Source organism: Salipiger sp. PrR002, assembly GCF_010500775.1.
Taxonomy (GTDB): domain Bacteria; phylum Pseudomonadota; class Alphaproteobacteria; order Rhodobacterales; family Rhodobacteraceae; genus Salipiger.
Genome location: NZ_JAAGOU010000042.1, coordinates 22,411 through 42,400 on the forward strand (window position 1 = coordinate 22,411; position 19,990 = coordinate 42,400).

A 19,990-nucleotide genomic window follows, 5' to 3' on the forward strand; every position below is an offset into this window, starting at 1 on the left:
GGCTCTGTCAGCCGACCCGGTCGAGGAGCTTCTTGGCGCGCCCTTCCATGTCGAGGCGGGCATCCTGCTGGGTCTTCTCGCGCGCAAGCCGCGTGATGCCCTGCACGAAGTCGAAGATACTCTCGGGCGGGCGGCCTTCTTCCATCAGCACTTTCTCGATGATCTTGCCGGACTCCGCCTTCGAGAAGCCCCGCTTGCGCAGGAAATCCGCGCGATCATCATCGCTGCGCGCCACGATCTGCTGCCGCGCGGCCTTGATGCCGTTCACAAACCCCTGCGGCGAGGAATTGGCGAAACGCGTCAGCGCCGGGGCCGCCTCATGGGCAAAGCGGGAGGCGGCGTATTTCGAATGCCGGATCCGGATCTCCTGAAAATCCTCGACGCCCCAGAGGTTGCGGTTCTGGCACACTGCCCTCAGGTAGAAGCTCGCCATGCCGAGGGTCTTGGCGCCCACCTCCGAATTCCAGCAGTAAAAGCCCCGAAAGTAGAGGTCGGGAGAGCCGTCCGCCAACTTGCCCGCCTCGATCGGGTTGCGATCGTCGACAAGGAACAGGAAGACGTCGCGGTCCGAGGCATAGAGCGTGGTCGTGTCGCGGCTGATCTCGACATCGGGGTTGTAGACCCCGGTCGACCAGTCGAGCACGCCCGGCACCTTCCAGCGCGTGTCGCCCGTGCCATTGCCCGCGATGCGCTGCACGGCCTCGACCAGTTCGTGGTCATGGATGCGGCCATAGTCGGGGCCGGTGACCGCGCGCAGTTCCGTGCGGCCATCTTCGGTCTCAAAAGTCTTCACCTGCTCGGCGCGGTGGTTGGTCAGCCCGTATTGCAGGTTGATGCCCGCCAGCGGCGCGGGCAGCTGCCGCAGGTAGGAGGCCGGTGCGCCGACGATGCTGGCAAGCTGGCCGAAGGCCCAGTGCGTGGGCGCGACCGGTTCATGCGCTTTCGGCAGCATCAAGTGCAACCGTTCGGGATTATCACGCGCGGCCTCGACGCGGATGTCGGCGGTCTGCACGACCCGGCTGCGGCTGCGCTCGGACCGGCCTTTCACATTGGCCCAGAGATCGTCGAGCGACAGATATCGCTCGTCATCGGGCCGGTTGAACCATTCGGACGACACCCGCCCATTCCGCTCACCCCGGCTCACGTCCACCTTCCAGCCACCTGCTCGCGCCGGTGCGACCGGATCCAGAACTTCTACAACACCCATCGGATATCTCCCGTGACAGGCGCCGGAAGCCACTCTCCCAACCCTCAACCTGTCACCGGGAAACCGGCACTCCTCTTACTCTCGTAGGCGGGCCATGGCGGAGAGCGGACCTTCGACTGATTGGGTTCTTTTTGCATGGGCAACTCGAGAGCGAGCGTCTGCCGTCTGGCGAAGCTACAGTTGATGTTACAGGTTCATGTGATTGACATTTCGCAGAATTTCTTGAAACGTGGTGATATGGGGTTTGCGACCGCCCCACGAGGCGCCAGCCGAAGATCGCGTTCCCGCATATCCTGACCTTAGGAGGAACGCAGATGCCTGCGCCTAACGCTATTTCATCCGAAAAACTTGCCCGCATCATCGGGACCCCACGCGCGCCGCTCTTGCTGGATGTGCGGTCCGAAGAAGACTTCGCCACCGATCCGCGCCTGTTACCCGGATCCATAAGGACTGACGACCGGGATCTTGCTACACTTGCCGTGCAGCTTGGCGGGCAGACGTCCATCGCCGTCTGTCAGGCGGGCCATCGGCGCAGCCAGGGCACAGCCGCGATCCTGCGCGCCGAAGGCTGCGCCTCGGAGTATCTCGATGGCGGGTTCGAGGCCTGGCGCTTGGCCGGGCTGCCGCTGATCGATCCTTTGAGGCTGCCCGCGCGCGACGCGCAGGGCCGCACAACTTGGGTGACGCGGTCACGGCCCAAGATCGACCGCATCGCCTGTCCCTGGCTGATCCGGCGGTTTCTCGATCCCCGCGCGGTCATCCTGTTTGTGGCACCCGCCGAGGTGGTGGGCGTCGCCGAACGCTATAACGCCGCGCCCTTCGACATCGAAGACGTGTTCTGGAGCCATCGGGGCGAGCTTTGCACCTTTGACGTCCTGCTTGCCGAGTTCGGCCTGAACATCCCTGCCCTCGACCGGCTCGCGACAATCGTGCGCGGAGCCGATACCGCCCGGCTCGATCTCGCGCCCGAAGCTGCGGGGCTGCTGGCCGCCTCGCTCGGTCTGTCGCGCATGTTCTCCGACGATCTGGAGCAGCTGGAGGCCGGGATGCTGCTCTACGACGCCTTCTACCGATGGGCGCGGGACGCAACTGACGAGACCCACAACTGGCCCACCAACAAGCCGAAGGCAGACTGATGCAGGACCGTGTTTATCCCACCCTGGCCGAGACCACCCGCATCTGGGCCCGCATCGGCCTTCTGAGCTTCGGTGGCCCCGCCGGACAGATCGCGCTGATGCACCGCATACTTGTCGAGGAACAGCGCTGGCTGGGCGAGAAGCGGTTCCTGCATGCGCTGAACTACTGCATGCTGCTGCCGGGTCCGGAGGCCATGCAGCTTGCCGTCTATATCGGCTGGCTGATGCACCGCACGCTGGGCGGCATCATCGCGGGCGTCCTCTTTGTGCTGCCCGGCGTCATCGCCATCATGGGCTTGAGCTGGATCTATGCGCTCTATGGCAATGTCGGACCTGTCGAGGCGCTGTTCTTCGGGCTCAAGGCCGCGGTGCTGGCCATCGTGGTGCAGGCGGTCATCCGCATCGGCTCGCGCGCACTCAAGAACGGCGCAATGGTCGCCATCGCCGCCGCGTCTTTCGTGGCGATCTTCGGTTTCGCGGTGCCGTTTCCGCTGATCATCCTGCTCGCTGGCCTCATCGGCTTCTTCGGCGCGCGGGCGGGCCTGCCAGCATTCCATGGGGGCGGCGGACACGGCAAGGTCGGCAAGGTCCAGGTCGATGACGCCGATACGCTGCTGGGCGAGGCGTCTCCCGAACACACACGGGTCAATCGGGCTTGGGCATTTCGCATCTCGACGGTGTTCCTCATGCTCTGGCTGGCCCCGGTTGCCCTTCTGTTCGTCCTGCTCGGCCCTGCCAATGTCTTTTCTCAGATCGCAGGCTTCTTCAGCGTCATGGCCGTCGTCACCTTCGGCGGCGCCTATGCGGTGCTGGCCTATGTCGCGCAGGAAGCGGTGCAGAATTTCGGCTGGCTCGCCCCAGGTGAAATGCTGGACGGTCTCGGCATGGCGGAAACCACGCCCGGCCCCCTGATCATGGTCACGCAGTTCGTGGGCTTCATGGGCGCGTTCCGCGAGGCGACCGGGCTGTCGCCCCTCGCGGCCGGCACACTGGGCGGGCTTCTGACGACTTGGGTGACATTCACGCCCTGCTTCCTCTGGATTTTCCTCGGGGCCCCCTTCATCGAGCGCCTGCGCGACAACGCGCTCCTGACAGCCGCGCTGACCGCCATCACCGCAGCCGTGGTCGGCGTCATCCTGAACCTCGCTGTCTGGTTTGGGCTTCATGTGGTTTTCGACGAGGTAAGGACGATCGCATCCTTCGGGCCCGATCTCGATGTGCCTGTCTGGTCCTCGATCAATCTGGCGGCTGCGGCGCTGGTGCTTGGCGCCGTTCTGGCGGTGTTCCAGTTCAAGCTTGGCCCAGTGACGGTTCTAACTGGCTGTGCGCTGGCAGGGATGGCGCTCGCTGCCCTTGGCTGGACATGATGTCGTCGACATGCCGGATAGAGGCACCCGACTCCAGGAAGAGTGCAAAGCAGTTTGCCCAGCCGCCAAAGGCCGAGATCGCCCCGAACCCGGCGGGTTGTCCCGCCGGGCCCGAGGGGGAGACCCCGTTCTCAGAACGGGATCTCGTCGTCGCGGTCGACCAGCTCGGGGTTCTCGTTCTCGGCCGACTTCGGGCGGCTCAGGAAGTCGACCTTCTCGGCGATGATCTCGCAGCCGTAGCGGTCGTTGCCCATGCTGTCGATCCACTTGCTGTAGTGGATGCGGCCATGGACGAGGACCTTCATGCCCTTTTCGCAATGCTCCGCGACCGTCTTGCCGAGGCCGTTGAAGCAGGTGATGCGGTGCCATTCGGTGTCCATGACCCGGTAGCCGTTCTCGTCGCGCAGGACGCGACCTTCCGAGAGGCGGGGGCGTGAGGTGGCAAGGCTGAAGTTGGTGATGTTGGTGCCGCCCTGGGTGGTGCGGGTTTCGGGTTTCTGACCGATGTTGCCGGCGAGGATGACGATGTTCTGCATGATTAGCTCCTGTGTTTCCTGTCTTCGGGACCGTCCCTTCGACAAGACCCGGAAAAAGCCCGTCGGGTGATGCGTGCACGGTGGACAGCATGGACACCGGAAACCCCCAAAGGACCGGGGTGGAGCGGGCAGGACGCCATAGGCGGCCAACACGGCCCGGGCTGACGCGGGGTTGCGCGTAGGAGGCCGAACGGGATTAGGGGATTGTCAGTCGAAGGGATGGCCCAGAAGTCAGAGAGGCGCGGGGAGCCCATGCCAGACCCTGTCATCCTGCCAATCGGGACTACCTGAATCCAAGCCCAACACCCCACTAGCGGCCAAGATTATGGTTCAACCAACCCTCGTCACCTGCCTCCCTGCCTACGGGAGTTGCGGGCCCATGCCCCGGCGGGCTATCGATACCGGAACATTCAGGACACGAGGCATAGCATGGCTGATTACGATCTCGAGGCGTTGTCGCTTCCCGAGCTGAAGAAAATGCAGAAGGACATCGCCAAGGCGATCTCCACCTTTGAGGCTCGACAGAAGGCGGAAGCCCGCACCAAGGTCGAAGCTGTGGCCAGAGAAATGGGCTACTCTCTGGCCGAACTTGTCGGCACTGAGATGAAAACCACGCGGGTGCCTGGAGCGGCGAAGTACCGGCACCCTAAGAACCCGGCGCTCACTTGGTCCGGTCGAGGGCGCAAACCGCAGTGGTTCGTGGAGGCGTTAGACGCGGGCAACACAGCGAGCGACCTAGCCATAAGTTGAGGGTGTGGGCGACGCGATCGACCCTGAACCGCCTTTCTAAACAGCATCGGGAAATGACATGGCTAGACAGAGCGGACAATTAACTGCCGAATCGGGTGATCTTCACACTTTCATGGATCCGGCTTTGCAGTGCTACTTCACCACTCGCAGCGCCGGTTTGTGCGGCTCATTAACGGCCCGTTGATCTGGCGACAGTCGGAAAATAAGGGCCTCGATTTCCCCCAAAGGAATCCCAAGGTCTTTGGCGATGTCGTCCTTAGTCATGCCCTTTGACCAAAGAGCGGCCAAGACCTTTGCGAGCACGGTCGAAACCTCACGCTCGATTCCGTCTGGCTCGCCGCTTCGAAAGCCTCGCTTCCCAAGCTCGATCAGCAAAGAACGGTAGTTCCATTCGCTGATATAGCCCAGAGAATTGAGGCGGTATGCCAAGGCCATGGCCGATACCTTCCAACGCTTCTTGGCCGAAATGATCTGCCCAACTGTGAAAAGGTGCGCATAGTCCATCATGTCGTTTTCGGGCATGAGGAATGCCGATGCAAATCTGTCGGCCTGAGTCTCTGCCTCTTTGTCGGCTTTCGACCCTGCGTGGTGATGCAAGACAAGGTGTCCAAGCTCATGTGCCGTATCAAAGATGGACCGTTCCGCCGTCTTCTCTTGGTTCAAGAAAACATAGGGATGTTCCCCGCGCCAAAACGAGAAAGCGTCAACATGCTTGGTCGCTTCCGACAGGGAAAGGACGCGAATACCCTTTGACTCGATCAGCTTGAGAACGTTTCCTATAGGCCTGTCGCCTATGCCCCAATGCTGGCGCAGAAGGCGGGCGGCGACATGCGGGCGGCTGCGCTCTTTGCTCAGGTCGATAAGGTCGGCGGCGGGCAGGTTGAAGCGGGAGTCGATCCACTCGTAAAGCTCGATTCCCAACGATCCCGCTGCTTCTGCAGCTCGGCGCTCTTTGGCCTTCATACGCGACAGACTGCGGAAGCTAACGGCGTCGGTATCAATACGCTCTGGCGCTTCCCGGTAAAAGAAATCAATTGGATAGGAAAGCGCGAACGCGAGGCGCTTCGCTGTCGCTTCATCGGGCGGATGCCCGTTTTCATACTTTGAGAGAGTGACCGCAGACACGCCTACGCGCTCTGCGAGTCCCTTCGCTGTCAGCATCCGCCGTTCGCGGGCTGTTTTGAGACGATCTGCGTTGAACATTAGTGTTTGAAGGAAACGGTGATGTCGAAGTCTTCAATGGGGCCGGTATCGGTTTGCGGGTCTGCCTCCCAGTCGCTGTCAGGCGAATAGATGTATATCCGTTCCATCCAGTGAACAAACTTACCCTTTTCGATCACGGGACAAGACAGTTCCACACTGCCATCAAGGCCAACCATGACATAGTAGGTACGGATACCGTCCTTCAATACGGCGGTGAGGGGGCCGGGTTTCATACCTGCGTTGACGAACAAATCGGGTCCAGAAAGGCTTTCCGCGCCGCTACCCTTTTCGGAGCGTGGCAGGGGCGGCATATTGACACAGCATTTATCAACGTTCTGGAAGCCAATGCGGACAGTGCGATCACGTTTTACAACCGCTTCAATGCCGCAAGTTCTGTCCGGCACGTAGTCAGGACCGACAAGCTGCTGGCGGAGTTCGCCAACGCCGTGAATGTAAGACAACATTCCAGCCGCGTTGAGCGGCATGGAGGGGCTGGCGTCGTCCGCATAGGCGCGGGCGGTTTGTCCGATAGCCATGATCTGCTGGCGAGTGACGCCAAAGTCCTCAAGGCGGGTTTCAACGTCCACCAGCGTGGAGACTATCACGGTGTTGAATGACGGCAATGCTCAGCCCCTTTAAGATTTTCTACATCATACGATGTTGTGTTTCTTAAAGGCAAGTAAAATTTTCCCGATGCTTCGATGGTTGTAGTGTCAGCCCGCTGCTTTGCGCTGCCATTCGTGCGCTTCGCGGTGAAGGTCGGCTCCCAGCGGCCTGTGCGCACCACGATCTGCGCCAGGGTGGCACACCGGCGTGCCTCAGATCGGCATCGCCGATCACTTGGTCGGCGATAGGCCCGGAGGCGCACCTGCGCCGTGCCCGGGCCTTCGGGAAGTGAGGCCAAAGCCTCACCCGAAGGGATCGTACTCCGAGACGATCACGACCTCGTCGCCGTCGATTTCATCGGCGGGGACGGCGCCGAAGGTGCCATCTCCTGCCTGGAAGACGACGATCGAGACCATGAGCGTGGCGGCGAGGGAGGCGGCGAAGGCGTGAGCATCTTTGCGGGACATCTGTTTGGCTCCTGTCTTGGAGGCGGGGGACCATCCCCCGCGCGACAGGACCTCGAAGGCCCGAATACTGGCTGACATCACCGGGTGCGTTCGGACTTGCTCCGAATCCGGCCGGCGGCACGGGCTTGCCCGTAGTCCGACCCCTCGCGGGTTGATCTCGAAGACGGGATTCGGGGCAAGCAAGGGAGTGGCGAGCGGGGGATGGTCCCCCAAAGTCAGGAGCCGATTGTCCCGCTGATGCTTCTAACGCCGCCAGCCTCCCGGGCAGGCTCTTGGTTGAAGACGTCCTTCCTTGGGGATGGTTCCTTTGGCGCCCCGCGAACTCGAAGGACAAGGTTGTGATGGTTGAGAGGCCCGCGCTTGGGCGGGCCGCTCGGTTTCAGGTGGACTCAGGCGGCCAGGTCCGCGCCCCCTGCCCTTTCTCCATCTTCATCGCCGACGATTTCGAGCCGCGCATTGCTGTATCCTTCCTTGGCGATCCAGAGCTCGGCCGCAGCGACGGACTCCGCCAGATGCAGCAGCTCCGTGTTGCCGCCGAAGTCGAGAAGCACGCGGACCTGCCCGGGCTTCGGTTCCTCGGCCACCTCGAAGACGAGGGTGCTGTCAGCAGAATGGCTGCGCATGATGGTCACGAGGATCACCCCGTCCGAGGAGAAGTTGCCCTCATGCAGCGTGAACGACGCGGGTGCCGTCCAGGTCGCGTAAAGCCGGGGTGGTTCCTTTTTCACAAGGCGGCCGACGCCGTTCGAGCGCTCCCAGGCCGCCAGCTTCTTGGTGAAGCGTGCCGGTGGCTTGGGGCTGCCGTCAGTGTAGCGAATGAGCGCCCCGAGGGGGGCGGTGTCGATGATGGTTGTTGCAGACATGATTCCTCATTCTGAATGCGAGTAATCGCATTCATCTTATTGATATTGTTACGTTATAGGGTGATTGGAGGCGGAATCTCCGCCCCCCACTGGATCACGTTATTCCGCGGCCAGCATCGATGCGCCTTGAGCAGGCAGGTCATCCGTCAGGAATGCAGGAAGGTCAGCTTCACTGACGCTGTCAGCCACTTCGGCATCCGCCCCCTGGCCTTCGGCACGGTCCTCACCGTCCAGCGCCACGAGATCGTTCCGGCGCAGGACCTCGGGCAACCAGCCGCTGCCCTTCAGCAAGCGCTCGGCTTCACTGGCCATCTCGCTTTTCTTCAGGTGATCGAGGAGCTGGGCAGTCCCCTCCCCTTTCGCTTCGCGCACGGCCTCGAGGATGCGGGCCTTGGGCACGCGGTTGAGATAGGTGTCGACCGTCGGCTCCCAGCCCGCCTCGACCATGTCGAGATCTGTGGCACGCGCCACGAGATCGGAATGCGCCATCCGCCGGGTCAGACCGCCTGCGGAGATGCCTGCACCGTATGGGTTCACCTTCTCATGCAGCGCGTTGACGCCGAAGCTGAGGCAATGCGCCAGCAAGGCCAACCGACTGCCCTGATCGAGGACCGTCAGATAGTCCCAGAGCGCTGCATCATCGCCAAGCGGCAGATCGGCTTCCCATTCCGCATGACGCTCGTCGACCAGCTTCGCCACCACGCTGTCTTTCAGATCGGGCGCTTGCGCTGACATATAGACCTGACGCACGGATGCCTCGAGACAGCTGCCCGAAGCAGATGAGGTGCGGAAGGTGTCCGTCACCAGCTTCAGGAGCAGGAGTGTCAGCGCGACATCCGGCGAGCGCCCGATCGCTTCACGCAGCGCCAGCGTCCGGTGGGCCGTCAACTCCATGACCAGCCGCTCGGGCAGCGGCTTCAACGCCCCGTCGTCCTCATCCTCCGGCAAGTCAGCTCCGATCGGCTGACCACCCGACATGATGACGGTTCCGCCATGAGCGGCACTGACATGGCTATCGGTGAGATTACGATCATCCCCCCGCCCCGCCACCGCAGGATCAGTACCATCCTGGACCGCGGTCTCGTCAACGGGCTCATCCTCTGGACGCACATAGCCGCGATAGACGGCCAGCGCGCCGTAGCGGTCGAGCGTGACGAACGCCCCTGCCCGCCCGATCTCCTCCGCGTCGAAGATCAACGGCCGGGTCTCGATCTTTTCCATCTCCGTTTCCAATACGCCAAGCCGCGTGTCGATCTCGTCGGGGATGTCATCCTGATCCGCGTATTCCTCCTCGAGCGCTCGGTACTCGGCGAGCAGCTTGGCATGAGCTGCACCTTCGTCATCCGTCATCGGTGCCGGATCACCGGACAGGGACCGCAGGCCGTGGTTGTAGCCGTAGGGCAGGTCAAGCGCGACCTCGATCCACTTCCAGCCCTCAACCGCAACCGTCCCAGCCTCGGCCTGGAGTTTTTCCGTCACCAGCCGATCGAGCAGGGCAGGGTCCTCGAGCCAGCCACCGTCATCGCCCTGAAAGAGGTCATGCAGCATCGTGCCACCAGCCGCTTCATAGGCCTCAATACCCACAAAGACCGCACGCCGGTCTGACGCCCGAACCGAGGTCTCGGTCAGCATGCGCCGGATCTGGAATGGCTCCTTGTTCCAGGATGAATGGATCACATCCCAGACCTGAACCTGACGCGCGTGATCGGGGTTCACGGTGAAGGCCATGAGCTGCTCCAGCGTCATGCCATCCTCGGCATAGATCTCAAGCAGGGCAGGGGCGACGGAGGCGAGCTTTAGGCGTTGCTTCACGATCTGCGGCGTCACGAAGAAGGCGGCAGCTATCTCTGCATCGCTCTGACCCTTGTCCCGCAGCGCCACAAACGCGCGGAACTGATCGAGCGGGTGCAAGGCGACGCGCTGCATGTTTTCGGCAAGGGAATCGTCCTCGGCCAGGATGTCGGACGCAGCATCGCGGACGATGCAGGGAATGGGTGTGGTCTTTGCCAAACGCTTCTGCTTCACCAGCAAGGACAATGCTTGAAACCGGCGGCCTCCAGCCGGGATCTCGAACTTGCCGGTCTCGGTCCCATCGTCAGCCAAGACGGGCCGCACGCTCAGGCTCTGCAAGAGACCGCGGCGAGCGATGTCTTCGGCCAGTTCCTCGACGGACACGCCAGCTTTGATGCGCCGCACATTGGACTGGCTCAGCACCAGCTTATCAAAAGGGATATCCCGCGAAGGGGACAGGGTGATTTTCTGGACAGCTTTCGTCATCAGATCTTCTCCTCGACGGGCGCCGGAAGCCACTCTCCCGATCTCACTTCCCGTCACCCTCAAACCAACACTCCTTTCCCTCTCGATGACCTTAGGGTTGGAACTATCCGGGAAAATTTGCCGGAGGATCGAAGACTACGCTCAATTACAAACTGGTTGAGTGAGCGTGATAAGACCATCACGTCCCTTGCCTCATCATAGCGTCGAGGTAGGCGTTGTTGTTTTTCACCTGTCCTGTGCTGGCTCTCAAAATTAATTCGTCGAGTGCAATAAGGAGCTGCCCTGGACCTCGTTCTCTAAGGTGTTTCATGATCCTGCCCTGTTCTATTCTTAGCAATCTTCCGACATCGGCCAATATTTCGAGAACTGATTGATGATCTCTTGGTTCATGCGGGAAGAAGTCCGATACGTTTTTCAGGTCCGTCCATGCCATAATTGTTGGATCTCGGCGTTCCTGAAAACCAGAGGTGCAGTGTGCATCTGCTCTATCTTTTTTTATATTCAATCTTGTGGGTTCTACGTGCCGGACATTTTGTCCGTCGTCGCCGGACATTTGGTCGGGCATTGTTTCCTGAGCGTCATGGTTTCCGGCCGGAAACTCTCTGATGGTCGCTCCGACCAACTCTGCCAGCCTCTTGATAAGCTCTATGATTTCGTCGGCTTTGAGAGTTGCACGGCGTAGGATGTTTCGTACGTTCTGGAGAAATGAGACAGTCTCAACATCCTTTGCTTGGCGCAAAGCCTCGACACGAAGAGCCAGTGCCTCCGCCTTGAGTGACCGTAGCTTTTCCTGATCGCCCACAAGCTGTTCTGCGTGTTCGGTGAGCTCTCTTTCCCGATCATACATTGGCTGCAGATCGAAGCCAAAGGCATCTCTGATCAATCCACCGTAGCGAAGAGGGAACCGTTTGCGGGTTGCGCTATCCCTGCGCTGGATCAGCCCGGCATCCACGAGGTGTCCGATACACCGTCGAATCGTTCTCTCGTTCAGGCCGTTCGTTCTCTCAGACAATGATGCGTTTGAGGGAAAGACGATAGTCATTGGAGCTGTTTGTCCGGCCTTCTTCGGCATGAAGCTGATCAAGGCCTGCAGTGTTACCAGGTCATTTGGTGTCAGACCGAGTTCTTTGCGAAGCGCTCGGATCGGCTCGATTACCCTGTACGGGTTCGTACTGGGTACAGACGATCGTTCCGCCAAGGCGGGTGTGTGAGAAAATACCTGTCTCATGATGATTTCGGCTGAAAAAGCTTCCCCGTTCACCGCGAACGGTGTTGAAAACGATTCGGCTTCGGGGTATCAATCAGGTGTCTAAGCTAATCGAGGCCCTTCGGAAGCACTGCTTTCGGGGGGTCTTTCCTTTTCTGGCCTGTCCTCCTTTCTGCTCAGTTTTTGTTATCGTCTATGTCAGGACCATCAAGATCCTGATCCCTGCCGGAGACTGGGTTACCTATGGGTTCCATTTTCTCTGGGGTAATGATCTGCCCTGGACCAGCGGCCTTCGCGTTCGCCAACGCTAGAAGAGCGGCCTCTGGATTCTCAGAGATCCACTTATGAAGCCCGTCATCTCCGTTCTTGACGGTGATGATCACGTTTCTTTTGGTGACCTTCACCATCCCGAGTTTTGTCTTGATCGCCGATGGGGCAGGGGGCTTGTGCTGTTTCAGGAGCCCTTCGAAGATCGCAAAGCGTTCGTCGGAGGTCTTGCCTGAACCTCTGGATTCCATGAGAGCATCATGGAATTCTCGGTTTCCGGCCGGAAACCCTTCACCTCCAGAGAAGCCAAGGCTCTCATAAGACTTTGCGGCAGCATACCAACGATCCCGTCCAACCCCGTGTGCCGCCCCGATCTTTTGGATGAGTTCAGTCGGAATACAGGAAGTGACTTGTTTCATGCGAGCAAGTCCCGTGAGCTTGTCACCGGCTTTCCTGGCTTTCTGATCGATGTTGAGGGCGTCACAGACCAGTCCCTCATCCTTGCCGGACTCTATGAGAGAACGTGCAAAAAGGGCTTTCTCGATCCAGCTGAGGTCTTTTCGGAAGCTGTTCTCTTGGCCTTGTGCAAGAATCGCTTGATCCTCATCCAAGCCTCTGATGAGAGCCTTTGCGGGCTTGCCAATAAGTCGAAGGGCCGCTAATCGCCTGCGCCCATAGATGATCCTGTACCGCCCCCCTTCGGGGCTCAGAAGTATCGGGATAAGCTGTCCCTGCTTGTCAATGCTTTCAGCCAGCTCCCTGATGTCATCTTCGTCATCCAGGGCCAGACGATCCTGGAACTCGGAATCATCAATAAGGTCGGTACTGATTTCTTGAATTGAAGATTGTGCCGCATCCTGAAGAGAACGGGCCATTCCCGAAAGGGCAGGGGCTCGTGACTGGGTTCGAGTCGGAGAAATCGACGAGCTCTGCTGCTTTTCTTCATCCTCGGGAATGTCGAATGTGACTTTGCGGGCCATTACTTGCGCCCCCATGCCGTTTTGATGAGCCCTTCGACCTCCGCCACAACCCCGTTGATGGACTCGATAGCCCGATCGTACGTCTGGCGATGAAAATCCGTTCTGGCGATCTCGAACAGTGTCTGTTGCGTGAGCCCAGCGTCAGAGACTGCGGAGGATTTCAGGAAAGGCTGAGTAAGAACGTCATCCGTGAACATGGTCCGCAGGAATGCCGCCATCTGGGTTTGGGGGCCGTCATTGGGCTCGAAACGAGTGATTAGAAATCTCATGAAGTCCCAGTCGGGCGATGCGCCCACATCAGCAATTGTTGCCATGAGGCTGGATGTGAGCTGCAGGAATTGGGCCATCGAGGCGACGTCAAGCATGCTTGGAATGACAGTGACGACTAGGGATGTCGACGCTACCAAAGCCGATAGTGTGGTAAACCCGAGTTGCGGTGGGCAGTCGATGACGACAATGTCGTAGTCTGTCTCGACTTCATTAATGCAAAGGGCAAGCCGCTGATAGAACGGCGGCCTGATATTGTTTCGAAGGGCGTGTGCGGTTTCGGTCTCGAACTCAGAGAGCAGCAAGCCGGCCGCGGCTAGATCGAGGTTGTGGAAATACGTTTTGCGCACAACGTCTCTAAAGGGGATAGGGTCCTCGTACCGAAGGGCATCGTACACCGTTCCGGCCTCAGGGAAGTCGATTTCCGGCCGGAAACCGAACATGGTGGTCATTGAGGCTTGTGGGTCGAGATCAATTGCCAGAACCCGATAACCATCAAGGGCAAGCTTTTGGGCCAGATGGATCGCTGTTGTCGTCTTCCCTGCGCCCCCTTTGAAGTTGGCGATCGAAATGATCTGGATATGCTCCCCATCCCGACGACGAGGAACGATATGCTGGAACTTGGTGCTTGACCGGGCTATTTCGTGGCGCGCTATATCGATTTGCTCTGCAGTGTAGAACCTGCGGCCGCGGGCGTCTGTCTCGATTTCACCGAGATCGAGCTTGTCCTCGAAAAACATCTTCCGCAAAAAATCTTGGCTTACGCCGAGGATCTGGGCAACTTCCGTGGATGAGAAGCGTCTGAGAGCCTTTCGTTCATCAGGTAGAAACGACTTGCGCATATTCACATCAAGCGATTTGCTTAGACGTGTCGCCATCGTCTGGATCTTTTGATCCATTCTGATCCGCTGCTCGTTCATGCCCGTCCCGCCGCCCGTCTTCCGAGTCTATCTTGAGAAGGAACGCAAAACCGCCGGAAACTGATGGTTAGCGTTCTTCCGCAAAAATGTCAGGAAAGCGTTTGACAGGCAAGGATTTTTTCAGATGGTGGGCCGGTATCCGGTGAAATCATTTATTTACAATGACTTATCTTATTTCGCGGATCCAGCGCGTCAAGTGCTTGTGTCGCTGCCATCACTTAAACGCAAGATGTACCCGATTCACATAGGCGGTTTTGCTTCCAAAGAACGAATCTGAGTCTCTTAAATCATTCCCAGTCTCTCAGCCCGTTCCAGCAGCATCTTCACCGAAGACGGCCGCCATCTTGTTCGGCCACGAGGCGTGCGTTCGCGCATAGATTCCAGCCGTTCACAGATCGCTTGAAGCGTGATGTCGGGATCTGCGCCCTTGATGCCAGCAATAATTGCGGGCAGGCGGTCGTCGGTTTCGCGGCGCCCGGCGCGGGCCAGCACCTCGGCAGGCAGGAAGCCGTCGCGGACATAGGCCTTCACAGCGCGCAGCAGGCGGCTTTGGGTCCAGCGACGCGCCTCGGGCAAGGGGCCGTTGACGATGCGCACCACGTCTTCCCAAGCCAAGTCGGGGCGTAACCGGCGCACATGGGGCACCCAATCTTGTGCCGTCTCGTTCAGACGCTCCATGTAGCCGTCCTGTCGCGCCAGCCGCACCTTGCGAAGAGCGGCTGGGTCTTTGGCCCGCAGCCCAGGGTTCCCGCCCACGCGGCCCTTTGTGCGCGCGCTGGCGAGGCCGGCCTTGGTTCGTTCCCGGATAAGGGCGCGCTCAAACTCGGCCGCAGCCCCCAGCACTTGCAAAGTGAACTTGCCCTGCGGGGATCCGGTGTCGATGGGGTCTTGAATGGAACGAAAGAAAGCACCCTTGGCCTCCAGCCGCTCGATCACCTCCAGCAGATGTGACAGGGACCGCGCGAGGCGGTCGATCCGTACGACAACCAGCGTGTCGCCCTTGCTAATGCGCTCCAGCAAGCGGGCAAGCACCGGCCGGGCACGATTGCCGCCTGAGGCGTGCTCTTCGAAGATCTCGACGCATCCCGCAGTTTGCAGGGCCTCAGACTGGGGCAGGGGGGTCTGATCCTCTGTGGATACGCGCGCATAGCCCATCAGGGGCATGAAAATCGGCCGTTTGCAATTTCATATACCGGTATTAAACGACCGTTTGTAAACGCGCGCAAGGGGTGTCTCCCTCGTCGCGCTTAGTTCGGGAAGCCTTGTATCTCTGGGCTGAAGCCCACGAGAGGTGCTCCATCGCTATGAAGAAGACAGGATCCTCGGCCGCCTCTATCGTAGAAGGAAAACGCAGGCCATCAAAGTCCATCGCTAAGCGCGCATAATGGCCGTATAATGCGCGCATGAACCGATTTCGCCAAACATACAAGGACGACGACGGGGTGCCTCTCGAAGACATGGAGGCGTCCGAGGGCACGGATGATGCTGACCTCTGGTTCCTGCCCGGGCCGATAGAGGACGAACCGGATTACTTGCCTCCCGGACCTGCGCCTGAGGCGAAGGAATTCGAAGTCGTCGATGCTTGGCGCGCGGCCGAGGCCGGGCAGGCGGCGCAGCTCGCCCGTGTTGCGGCGCGCCTGGGGGTCCTCGATGAACGCCTGCGCCGCGGCCCGGCTGGCTGGCGGCAACGGCTCGCCCTGATCGAGGCATCGGATCTCAGCTGGCTTACACAGGACCGGATCGGCCTCGACCGGTTGTCCCTTTACATGGCGCTGCGGGTTTCGACCGTAACGGATGATGCGCAGGCGCTGTATCGGATCGGCTGGACCGTGCGGCGGCTGACGGGCGGACCCGCGCCGTTGGCGCGTCGGTCGGGTGTTGGCGACCTCGAAACCTTTCTCGATCGGCGCAACTGCACGGGGCAGGGGGAGCGTTTCGAAGATGCCAAGGCTCCCTCGCGCTTGGTCGAGATGGCAGAGCGCGAAGCCTTCGAGGACCGGGCCGCCGGATGGCTCGCGATGATGGATCAGGCCGAAGACCTCCACCCCGTCACGCGGGCCTGCATGGGGTTCCACCTCTGGCATGTCGCGGAGCTTTCGCCGGTCGACGATCCGCTCGAGGCTGCGGTGACGGCTGCGCGTGTCGCGATCGCCGATCTCGCGCCGTCGGGGAGCGCACCGGGCGCAATCTTCGCACCCATCGCCATGGGCGGGGGAGGGGGCTTCCGCGCAGTCGGGGACCCGCCCGCCCGGTTAGCGCGCTGGCTGAGTGCGATGGAGAGCGCGACATTCGCAGCCCTGCGCAGGCTGGAGGAGATCGAAGCCTGGGCGGCGGCGGCGGAGCGAACGATGGCGCCGCTCTCGGGCAAGACTCCACCGATGCTGCGGCACCTCTTCACAAGCTGGCCGTTGGTCTCAGTACAGATGGCCGAGAAACTAACGGGGGCGCACCGGGCGACGGTTCAGCGCAACATCGACTGGATGGAGGAGCGGGGCCTGATCCGGGAGGTCACGGGGCAGGGGCGCTATCGCATGTGGCGGATCGTTGAGACACGGGCGACAGAGGCCAGGTCGATCCCCGACAGGCATGAGGACCAGTTGGCCGAGGATCTCTACGATGTGCTGGTCGGGCGCCAGTGACACCCGAATACAGCGCTGTCAGGCGTCTGCATCCCGCAGCTCCCGTAGAGCAGCTAGGTAGCGGTTCATGCGGCGCATGTCTTTTTCGGTCAGCGCGGACAAGCGCGACGCATTCAGGTTGTCGAGGATGTCGGCTGTCTTGACCCGACGCGCGATCTTGTTGCCCTTGGCGCGCCGAACGAAGGCCACGTAGACAGCCTCGCTGTCGCCTTCATCCTCGGGCCGCTTCGTAACAAGACGCAAGGCGTCTAGCACTATCGGCGAGAACCCTTCTTCCTCAAGGCGATCGAATGTCCAGCCTGGACAGTCTTCGACCACGTCATGCAGAATGCCCACGATCCGTTCGTCGTCGGTGTCCAATGACATCATCACCCGGAGCGGATGTAGCAGATACGGCGCGCCGGCCTTGTCAGTTTGTTCCCGATGGGCTTCCGCAGCGATTTCGATGGCGCGTTGAAGGTTCAATGGCTTCTCCTGGTTGATGAACGTGATTGTGACCATTCGGTCGATATTTAGCGTGATGTTATTCGCACGAGGGCCATCTGCTCAACGCCCATGCGTCCGATGCCTGAAGGAAATCGTCTCTGGTCTATGACGCGAGCCGGCACAGGCGGTGTCGCAGGAGCACCGCAAAGTCATCGCGAAATCTCGCCAGCCATCACGGCCCTCCCATGAACGGCGAGCGTAGCCGTGAACCTCGGACAGCCGAACTGCCGGATGACATCGACGACCCGCGCGTCGTAGGCAGCCTGCCCGATGAGCCGACACAGGTCTGACGCGTGAAACTGCCGGTTGCCGCTGGGTGCGGCCTTGATCTGAGCGTGCAACTCCCGCTTCCGTGGGTCAGCCGCCTGTTGCGGAGTTGGCGCTTCCGTTGGTCGGCTTACCGAACCGGGTGAGGTTCGCCACCGACGCATGAACCCCAGCAGGTAGCCGGCGGGAACACTGTCGTTCCCGCGCGCCCGGTTGAAAGCGAGGAACCGGTCCCAGATCACCTGCGTATCAACGTTCCAGCAGGGCAGGGCCCTTTTCGCAGCTTTGATCATCTCCGCCCAACAAGTCTGGAAGACGTTGGGGGCTTCAGAAATAGTGATCTGTCCCGAGAAAATAGTTTTGTTATTTCTTTCTCTAGATAGTGATGTGTCGCCTGTGCCTGACGCAACATCCTGAACTCCGTCCTCGGCATCGAAGGCCGTGAAGCGAAACAGCCAGGGGGCGAACTTGCCGTTGGGCTTCTCGCGTCTCAGTTCCAGCTCGGAAGCCTCGAGTTCAGCCAGCAGCTCGGTCAGGTACTGGCGGGAGATGCCCATCTTCGACGCCAGGTCGGCGAGGGTGAAGGCGGCCGTCCCGCGCGGCAGCCCGTTGTAACCCTCCTTCCACGCAATGGCGTCGAGGATGACGGTCGCCAGCTTGTGGGCGGAAACAGACAGCTCTGTCTGGGTGATCCGTCTCAGGATCAGGCCGGTCGTGGGTTCCATGGTTGGTGTCTCCTATAAGAGAGGACCCCATGCCGAGAGCAAACAACATTCTTGCCAGCAAAACAACTTTGCTGGTTGCGGCGGTTCGGACAGTGCGCTAGAAGATCCTTGTTCACGGGTTCTTCTAGCGCGGCGTCAGGCTTTTCGGTCTGGCGTCGTTTCCCTTTTTGGGTTCGGTGCACCGTCACAGGTGCAAGATGATCGGGTGCGGACCTGCCCCGGGCAGGCCGGGAGTGGACAAAACATGGGGGTCATCTTCGTCGTTGCGGCCCGTGCTAAGGTGAGTTCTTTGCGTGTGGGGCTGCCATGGACGTACGGATTACAATCGAAACTACCTTCGACAACGGGGAGAAGCGCACTCATCAGCTTGACGGCATTTCACGACCCTACCGGGTGACCTGTCCAGACGGGATCGGGTTGCGCCTCGAGGATGGGAAGAGGGTTGTCGAACAGATTCAGCGGGCAATTCTTTGCGATCAGGTTGAGGAAATCATCCGAGAAAGCCGCGTATGCCCGGATTGCGCCTCGGTTCGTGCCATTCATGACTATCGCACGCGCGATCTCGACACGCTCTTTGGGCGGGTTCGGGTCAAAGCCGCGCGCTTGCGCCGCTGTTCGTGTGATGCCAGGTCAGCGGCGATGCCCGGCGGACCTATTTCTCCGCTGGCCTATTTCTTTCCTGACCGGGCTACCCCGGAGCTGCAGCGGCTCCATGCGGAACTCGGGTCCCGGCATTCCTTTCGCGAAGCCGCGCGGCTGATGAAAAGCTTCCTCCCCTGCCATCCGCCCCATCACACCACGGTGCGTGACCGGTTGGGAAGAGTAGCCGCGGGGCTCGAGAAAAGTCGAAGGGCATCAGGCGATCCCGCTGAAGCACTTCCCAAAGGGGGTTTGACGGTTTTTCTGGACGGTGCGCATATCCGCTGTCGACCGGAGTATCAGCAGCGACACCTGGATCTTGTGGTCGGTAAGATTGAAAGTCGCAATATGTGCCGACGATTTGGCTTGGTCGCCAATGCGACGGCATCGCCAGGCAGCCGGATGCGAGAAGAGCTGTCAGACTTTGGATGGAAGCCGGGCCGTCTGTTGACGGTAATCTCTGATGGCGAGCTTGCTCTCCCGAACCTCATACGGAATGCCATGGGTGGCGACGGCCAGGTGAAGCATATCCTCGACTGGTGGCACATCTCGATGCGTATTCGACATGTCGAGGCCGCCGTTCAGGGTCTGGTCCAGATACCGGGATTCACTGGAATTCCGGTGCTGTTCCAGCGCCCCGCGAAAAGCCTTCGCTGGTGGCTGTGGCATGGCAGAGCACGGGTCGCGGAAACTTATCTGAAAGGGCTCATGCACGATTGCACCCGCCTTGCGGAAGAACCTTTGGCTGTCCGCACCGCTGCCGCTCGTGTGCAGGCCCGATGCGGGACACTGTACACCTATCTCGCGAACAACATGGAATCCCTTGTCGACTATGGCCGACGGTACCGTAACGGGCTGCCCATCTCGTCATCTCGTGCCGAAGGATCAGTCGATGACATTGCCAATGCCCGCATGGGAAAGCGCAGAAGGATGCGGTGGTCGCCCAAAGGGGCTCACCGAGTAGCCGTCACAAGGGCCGCAGTTCTCGATGGTCGGCTGACCGTCGCAAACAGAAAACGCGCCGCATGACCCCCATGTTTTGTCCACTCCCCTTCCGAGAGAACCAGGAACGGTTGCCTGACCATGCTGCGGCTGCCATCCATGCGTTGATCTGCCAAGCGGAGGCGATTGTGGCGCGACATCGCAGTTGAGTGCTGAGCGACATCGCAGGTGGATGACGG

18 protein-coding genes are annotated in these 19,990 nt (G+C 60.4%); 5 read left to right on the plus strand and 13 right to left on the minus strand.

Translation table 11 applies throughout. The annotated features are described in order from the left end of the window. Positions 1–7: 7 nt before the first annotated feature. Entirely contained in the window at positions 8–1,207 is a 1,200-nt protein-coding gene (locus tag G0A00_RS23905) for a DUF932 domain-containing protein (protein ID WP_109535016.1), read from the minus strand. Positions 1,208–1,521: 314 nt separating this feature from the next. On the opposite strand from G0A00_RS23905, the gene G0A00_RS23910 reads away from it, so the two are divergent. Together G0A00_RS23910 and chrA are read left to right on the plus strand one after the other, a co-directional pair. Then, on the plus strand, positions 1,522–2,343 hold the full coding sequence (locus tag G0A00_RS23910) for a sulfurtransferase/chromate resistance protein (RefSeq protein ID WP_109535017.1): 822 nt from the start codon (positions 1,522–1,524) through the stop codon (positions 2,341–2,343). Beyond that, positions 2,343–3,710 carry a chromate efflux transporter gene (gene chrA, locus G0A00_RS23915; protein ID WP_109535018.1) on the plus strand — a complete coding sequence of 456 codons (1,368 nt, stop codon included), beginning with the start codon at positions 2,343–2,345 and terminating at the stop codon, positions 3,708–3,710. Before G0A00_RS23910 ends, chrA begins: the two co-directional genes overlap by 1 nt. Positions 3,711–3,841: 131 nt before the next feature. Here chrA and G0A00_RS23920 read toward each other — a convergent pair whose 3' ends face one another. Further along, a complete protein-coding gene (locus tag G0A00_RS23920) occupies positions 3,842–4,246 on the minus strand; it encodes a single-stranded DNA-binding protein (RefSeq protein ID WP_047998258.1) in 405 nt (134 codons plus the stop codon). 429 nt (positions 4,247–4,675) lie between these two features. Between G0A00_RS23920 and G0A00_RS23925 the strand changes: the two genes are divergently transcribed. Next, a complete protein-coding gene (locus G0A00_RS23925; RefSeq protein ID WP_109535020.1) occupies positions 4,676–4,996 on the plus strand; it encodes an H-NS family nucleoid-associated regulatory protein in 321 nt (106 codons plus the stop codon). A 132-nt stretch (positions 4,997–5,128) separates the two neighbouring features. On the opposite strand, the gene G0A00_RS23930 is transcribed toward G0A00_RS23925, so the two are convergent. The 9 genes from G0A00_RS23930 to G0A00_RS23965 all read right to left on the minus strand — a co-directional run bounded on the left by G0A00_RS23930 (position 5,129) and on the right by G0A00_RS23965 (position 15,217). Beyond that, positions 5,129–6,199: an ImmA/IrrE family metallo-endopeptidase gene (locus G0A00_RS23930; protein WP_109535021.1), complete on the minus strand. Its 1,071-nt coding sequence runs from the start codon at positions 6,197–6,199 to the stop codon at positions 5,129–5,131. After that, positions 6,199–6,822, minus strand: a complete 624-nt coding sequence (locus tag G0A00_RS23935; RefSeq protein WP_067296441.1) for a hypothetical protein — start codon at positions 6,820–6,822, stop codon at positions 6,199–6,201. The genes G0A00_RS23930 and G0A00_RS23935 overlap by 1 nt, the downstream gene beginning before the upstream one ends. Positions 6,823–7,107: 285 nt before the next feature. Next, complete coding sequence (locus G0A00_RS26445) at positions 7,108–7,272, minus strand: hypothetical protein (RefSeq protein WP_007803240.1); 165 nt, start codon at positions 7,270–7,272, stop codon at positions 7,108–7,110. A 389-nt stretch (positions 7,273–7,661) separates the two neighbouring features. After that, positions 7,662–8,135, minus strand: coding sequence for a hypothetical protein (locus G0A00_RS23940; protein WP_164184762.1), 474 nt, complete (start codon positions 8,133–8,135; stop codon positions 7,662–7,664). A 99-nt stretch (positions 8,136–8,234) separates the two neighbouring features. Next, positions 8,235–10,412 (minus strand): ParB/RepB/Spo0J family partition protein, encoded by a 2,178-nt coding sequence (locus G0A00_RS23945; protein ID WP_164184761.1) that lies wholly within the window; start codon positions 10,410–10,412, stop codon positions 8,235–8,237. Between the two features lie 178 nt (positions 10,413–10,590). Further along, positions 10,591–11,640, minus strand: coding sequence for a helix-turn-helix domain-containing protein (locus tag G0A00_RS23950; RefSeq protein WP_164184760.1), 1,050 nt, complete (start codon positions 11,638–11,640; stop codon positions 10,591–10,593). Positions 11,641–11,795: 155 nt separating this feature from the next. Next, positions 11,796–12,866 (minus strand): plasmid partitioning protein RepB, encoded by a 1,071-nt coding sequence (gene repB, locus G0A00_RS23955; protein ID WP_164184759.1) that lies wholly within the window; start codon positions 12,864–12,866, stop codon positions 11,796–11,798. Further along, on the minus strand, positions 12,866–14,053 hold the full coding sequence (repA, locus tag G0A00_RS23960; protein ID WP_099828095.1) for a plasmid partitioning protein RepA: 1,188 nt from the start codon (positions 14,051–14,053) through the stop codon (positions 12,866–12,868). Before repA ends, repB begins: the two co-directional genes overlap by 1 nt. 282 nt (positions 14,054–14,335) lie before the next feature. Next, positions 14,336–15,217: a recombinase family protein gene (locus tag G0A00_RS23965; RefSeq protein ID WP_164184758.1), complete on the minus strand. Its 882-nt coding sequence runs from the start codon at positions 15,215–15,217 to the stop codon at positions 14,336–14,338. Positions 15,218–15,510: 293 nt separating this feature from the next. On the opposite strand from G0A00_RS23965, the gene G0A00_RS23970 reads away from it, so the two are divergent. After that, complete coding sequence (locus G0A00_RS23970; protein WP_235953303.1) at positions 15,511–16,692, plus strand: helix-turn-helix domain-containing protein; 1,182 nt, start codon at positions 15,511–15,513, stop codon at positions 16,690–16,692. An 18-nt stretch (positions 16,693–16,710) separates the two neighbouring features. On the opposite strand, the gene G0A00_RS23975 is transcribed toward G0A00_RS23970, so the two are convergent. Both G0A00_RS23975 and G0A00_RS23980 read right to left on the minus strand, forming a co-directional pair. After that, positions 16,711–17,157 carry a hypothetical protein gene (locus G0A00_RS23975; RefSeq protein WP_203595501.1) on the minus strand — a complete coding sequence of 149 codons (447 nt, stop codon included), beginning with the start codon at positions 17,155–17,157 and terminating at the stop codon, positions 16,711–16,713. A 170-nt stretch (positions 17,158–17,327) separates the two neighbouring features. Further along, positions 17,328–18,170, minus strand: coding sequence for a hypothetical protein (locus tag G0A00_RS23980; RefSeq protein WP_164184755.1), 843 nt, complete (start codon positions 18,168–18,170; stop codon positions 17,328–17,330). Between the two features lie 306 nt (positions 18,171–18,476). Between G0A00_RS23980 and G0A00_RS23985 the strand changes: the two genes are divergently transcribed. Further along, on the plus strand, positions 18,477–19,838 hold the full coding sequence (locus tag G0A00_RS23985) for an ISKra4 family transposase (protein WP_040182552.1): 1,362 nt from the start codon (positions 18,477–18,479) through the stop codon (positions 19,836–19,838). Positions 19,839–19,990: the final 152 nt, after the last annotated feature.

Excerpts from the sequence above, each read along its gene's own strand:
- G0A00_RS23905 (WP_109535016.1), bottom strand. The coding sequence starts at position 1,207 with ATGGGTGTTGTAGAAGTTCTGGATCCGGTCGCACCGGCGCGAGCAGGT.
- G0A00_RS23910 (WP_109535017.1), top strand. The coding sequence starts at position 1,522 with ATGCCTGCGCCTAACGCTATTTCATCCGAAAAACTTGCCCGCATCATC.
- chrA (WP_109535018.1), top strand. The coding sequence starts at position 2,343 with ATGCAGGACCGTGTTTATCCCACCCTGGCCGAGACCACCCGCATCTGG.
- G0A00_RS23920 (WP_047998258.1), bottom strand. The coding sequence starts at position 4,246 with ATGCAGAACATCGTCATCCTCGCCGGCAACATCGGTCAGAAACCCGAA.
- G0A00_RS23925 (WP_109535020.1), top strand. The coding sequence starts at position 4,676 with ATGGCTGATTACGATCTCGAGGCGTTGTCGCTTCCCGAGCTGAAGAAA.
- G0A00_RS23930 (WP_109535021.1), bottom strand. The coding sequence starts at position 6,199 with ATGTTCAACGCAGATCGTCTCAAAACAGCCCGCGAACGGCGGATGCTG.
- G0A00_RS26445 (WP_007803240.1), bottom strand. The coding sequence starts at position 7,272 with ATGTCCCGCAAAGATGCTCACGCCTTCGCCGCCTCCCTCGCCGCCACG.
- G0A00_RS23940 (WP_164184762.1), bottom strand. The coding sequence starts at position 8,135 with ATGTCTGCAACAACCATCATCGACACCGCCCCCCTCGGGGCGCTCATT.
- G0A00_RS23945 (WP_164184761.1), bottom strand. The coding sequence starts at position 10,412 with ATGACGAAAGCTGTCCAGAAAATCACCCTGTCCCCTTCGCGGGATATC.
- G0A00_RS23950 (WP_164184760.1), bottom strand. The coding sequence starts at position 11,640 with ATGAGACAGGTATTTTCTCACACACCCGCCTTGGCGGAACGATCGTCT.
- repB (WP_164184759.1), bottom strand. The coding sequence starts at position 12,866 with ATGGCCCGCAAAGTCACATTCGACATTCCCGAGGATGAAGAAAAGCAG.
- repA (WP_099828095.1), bottom strand. The coding sequence starts at position 14,053 with ATGAACGAGCAGCGGATCAGAATGGATCAAAAGATCCAGACGATGGCG.
- G0A00_RS23965 (WP_164184758.1), bottom strand. The coding sequence starts at position 15,217 with ATGCCCCTGATGGGCTATGCGCGCGTATCCACAGAGGATCAGACCCCC.
- G0A00_RS23970 (WP_235953303.1), top strand. The coding sequence starts at position 15,511 with ATGGAGGCGTCCGAGGGCACGGATGATGCTGACCTCTGGTTCCTGCCC.
- G0A00_RS23980 (WP_164184755.1), bottom strand. The coding sequence starts at position 18,170 with ATGGAACCCACGACCGGCCTGATCCTGAGACGGATCACCCAGACAGAG.
- G0A00_RS23985 (WP_040182552.1), top strand. The coding sequence starts at position 18,477 with ATGGACGTACGGATTACAATCGAAACTACCTTCGACAACGGGGAGAAG.